The following is a 3,493-nucleotide window of genomic DNA, read 5'->3' as shown; positions in this document are numbered from 1 at the left end:
GTAGAAACTTTTGATGAAATAGAGAGATATAGTGGATATTTGGATGGAATTGAACGCATGTTAGAGATATCTGAAAAACGGATGGTAGCCTAATGGAAATCCAAGATTATACTGATAGCGAATTCAAACATGCTTTAGCAAGGAATCTTCGTTCTCTGACAAGAGGAAAAAAGTCCAGTAAGCAACCTATAGCGATTTTGCTTGGAGGGCAAAGTGGTGCTGGCAAGACAACAATTCATCGTATTAAACAGAAAGAATTTCAAGGAAATATTGTTATCATAGATGGTGATAGTTTTCGTTCTCAGCATCCACACTATTTAGAACTGCAGCAAGAATATGGCAAAGACAGTGTAGAATACACCAAAGATTTTGCAGGGAAAATGGTAGAGTCTTTAGTAAGAGAATTGAGTCATTTGGGATACAATCTTTTGATTGAGGGAACTTTACGAACGATTGATGTTCCAAAGAAAACAGCACAACTCTTGAAAAATAAGGGATATGAGGTACAATTAGCCTTGATTGCGACAAAGCCTGAGCTGTCTTATCTGAGTACCCTTATCCGATACGAAGAACTATACGCTATCAATCCAAATCAAGCACGCGCAACTCCAAAAGAACATCATGATTTCATTGTAAATCATTTAGTTGATAATACACGGCGATTGGAAGAACTAGCTCTCTTTGAAAGAATTCAAATTTACCAACGAGATAGAAGTTGTGTATATGATTCAAAAGAAAATACAACTTCAGCAGCAACCGTTCTTCATGATTTACTATTTGGAGAATGGAATCCAGTTGAGAAAGAGATGCTTAAATCTGGAGAAGAAAGATTGAAAGATTTAACTAATCGAAATGGTTGTTAGAGTTAGAATTTTAAAATAAAGTCTATTGGATCGTCAATTAAAAAATAACGATCCTTTTTTATATTCTCTATTTGCTTGCTCTTCATCTTTTTTTAAAAGTTATATTCTTTCTTCAGTGATGATTTCTTAACAATATAAGTACGAATTCAGCATAGTTTATGATTAATTTAAATCTAGGTGCTTATTAAACTCTTGATTTTTTCAATTAGCTATGGTATTCTTTTGTTAGCTAATAAACTTACAAAGGAGAAAAGATGTTTTCACCTACTAAATTAAAAGAAAAAAGAGAAAGCCAAGGATTGTCTCAATCTCAACTTGCCTCTAGTTTGGGAATTAGTAGAGCCTCATACTTTAATTGGGAAGCGGGTAAAACAAAACCGAATCAAAATAATCTAAGCAAATTGAGTGAGATTTTGAATGTAGACCCTCGATATTTTGAATCAGAGTATGAAATAGTAGAAACCTATCTCAAGCTAACTAAAAAGAATCAAAAAGCAACACTTCATTATGCTACAGAATTGTTGAACAAACAGAATGCGAAGGTTGTAGAAATTCCTGAGCGTTTTGCTTATAAAGTTTACGAAAAATTATCAGCTGGTACGGGAACAGCTTACTTTGATGATGGTAATTACGATACAGTTTATTTTAATCGTCAATTTGATTATGACTTTGCATCGTGGGTATCTGGTGTTTCTATGGAACCAACTTATAAAAATGGTTCTGTAGCCCTTATTAAGCAAACAGGATTTGACTATGACGGGGCTATCTATGCGATAGATTGGGACAGTCAAACCTTTATCAAGAAAGTTTATCGTGAAGAAAAGGGGCTTAGATTAGTTTCACTCAATCGGAACTATCCAGATAAGTTTGCGCCTTATGATGAGAATCCTCGCATTATAGGGAAAATAGTTGGGAACTTTATGCCTTTAGAGGACTAAGTATGAGTTGGTTTGATTATAGTCTCGAACCTCAAAGTGACATTGCCTTTATTGATATGAAATCTTTTTACGCAAGTGTAGAATGTGTAGGTAGAGGATTACACCCACTTAAGACTTCGCTTTGTGTTATGAGTCGTGCAGATAATTCTGCTGGTTTAATTCTTGCTTCCTCTCCTATGTTTAAAAAGGTCTTTGGAAAGTCGAACGTTGGACGATCCTATGATTTACCTTTTGATGTAAAGACTCGCAAATTCTCTTATTATAATGCTAGAAAGCAAGGTTTACCGACAACGATAGACTATGTCCGCTATATAGAGGAATGGGCAAAATCAACCGTGATTGTTCCTCCGAGAATGGATACTTACATTGCTGTCAACATGGAGATTCAAAAAATCTTTCAAGATTTTGCAGCACCAGATGATATCTATCCCTACTCAATTGATGAAGGATTTATTGATTTAACAAGTTCATTAAATTATTTTGTACCAGATAAAAGTATTAGTAGGAAAGATAAATTAGATATTATTTCTTCTGCTATTCAAAAAAAGATTTGGAGAAAAACTGGAATCTATTCAACTGTAGGCATGTCTAATGCCAATCCCTTATTAGCTAAGTTGGCACTTGATAATGAAGCTAAAAAGACTCCGACAATGAGAGCCAATTGGTCCTATGAGGATGTCGAAAAGAAAGTATGGACTATTCCTAAAATGACAGATTTCTGGGGAATTGGAAATCGCATGGAGAAGAGATTACATAATTTAGGTATCTTTTCGATTAAAGAATTGGCTCAGGCTAATCCTGACTTGATTAAAAAAGAGCTTGGTATCATGGGTCTAGAGTTATGGTTCCATGCCAATGGGATTGATGAAAGTAATGTTCATAAACCTTATAAGCCAAAGTCAAAAGGGATAGGGAACTCTCAAGTTTTACCAAGAGATTATATTAAACAAAGAGATATTGAGATCATACTTCGTGAGATGTCAGAACAAGTTGCAGTTAGATTGAGAAGAGCTGGTAAAAAAGCAACAGTAGTTTCTATACATCTAGGCTACTCTAAAGTGGAACAGAAACGATCTATTCATACTCAAATGAAGATTGAACCGACCAATCAAACAGCATTACTGACAAATTACGTTTTAAAGTTATTTCACACTAAATATACTTCAGGAGCTATTAGGAATGTTGCGGTTAACTATTCTGGTTTAGTAGATGAATCCTTTGGATTGATTTCATTATTTGATGATATTGAGAAAATAGAAAAAGAAGAAAGGCTCCAGTCCGCAATCGATGCTATTCGAACAGAATTTGGTTTTACTTCACTATTGAAAGGAAATGCCCTGGATCAAGCTTCTAGAACAATTGCAAGAAGTAAACTCATTGGTGGTCATTCAGCTGGAGGATTAGATGGACTAAAATGATGAATCGTTCTTATTTGCCTTTTTTATCTGCAAGAGAGTATCAAGATCGTGGAATGGCTAAGTGGATGGGATTCTTTTTGTCAGAACATTCAAGTTCTCTTTGGGAAGAAAAAAATAAAGAAGATATCTCCATTTCCCTATCAATGGAAGAGAAAGTTCTATTTGTTCGTCAACTTTATACGAATGTATTCCCTGCAACTTTTGTTTTTAAGTTCTCCAATAGAAGAAAAGTAGTATCGGGTATTGTTAAAGAGATTGAAAAAGAGTTTATATC

At 34.5% G+C, this 3,493-nt stretch carries 4 protein-coding genes and 1 pseudogene; all 5 read left to right on the top strand.

The genetic code is table 11. The annotated features are described in order from the left end of the window. Nucleotides 1-93, top strand: a pseudogene (locus D8837_RS09035) (XRE family transcriptional regulator); the annotation flags it as partial. After that, a complete protein-coding gene (pezT, locus tag D8837_RS09030; RefSeq protein ID WP_125456848.1) occupies nt 93-863 on the top strand; it encodes a type II toxin-antitoxin system toxin PezT in 771 nt (256 codons plus the stop codon). The pseudogene D8837_RS09035 and the gene pezT, both read left to right, overlap by 1 nt. Nucleotides 864-1,117: 254 nt before the next feature. Continuing rightward, a complete protein-coding gene (locus D8837_RS09025) occupies nt 1,118-1,801 on the top strand; it encodes a LexA family transcriptional regulator (protein ID WP_125456847.1) in 684 nt (227 codons plus the stop codon). Between the two features lie 2 nt (nt 1,802-1,803). After that, nucleotides 1,804-3,219 carry a Y-family DNA polymerase gene (locus D8837_RS09020; protein WP_125456846.1) on the top strand — a complete coding sequence of 472 codons (1,416 nt, stop codon included), beginning with the start codon at nt 1,804-1,806 and terminating at the stop codon, nt 3,217-3,219. After that, the coding region (locus tag D8837_RS09015; protein ID WP_125456845.1) for a hypothetical protein at nt 3,216-3,493 on the top strand (278 nt) is incomplete at its 3' end. The genes D8837_RS09020 and D8837_RS09015, both read left to right, overlap by 4 nt.

This window comes from Streptococcus mitis (genome assembly GCF_003942965.1).
GTDB classification, from domain to species: domain Bacteria; phylum Bacillota; class Bacilli; order Lactobacillales; family Streptococcaceae; genus Streptococcus; species Streptococcus mitis_BH.
Note: the sequence above shows the minus strand (reverse complement) of the source record. Positions and strands in the feature narration are given on the sequence as shown.

Excerpts from the sequence above, each read along its gene's own strand:
- D8837_RS09020 (WP_125456846.1), top strand. The coding sequence starts at position 1,804 with ATGAGTTGGTTTGATTATAGTCTCGAACCTCAAAGTGACATTGCCTTT.
- D8837_RS09025 (WP_125456847.1), top strand. The coding sequence starts at position 1,118 with ATGTTTTCACCTACTAAATTAAAAGAAAAAAGAGAAAGCCAAGGATTG.
- pezT (WP_125456848.1), top strand. The coding sequence starts at position 93 with ATGGAAATCCAAGATTATACTGATAGCGAATTCAAACATGCTTTAGCA.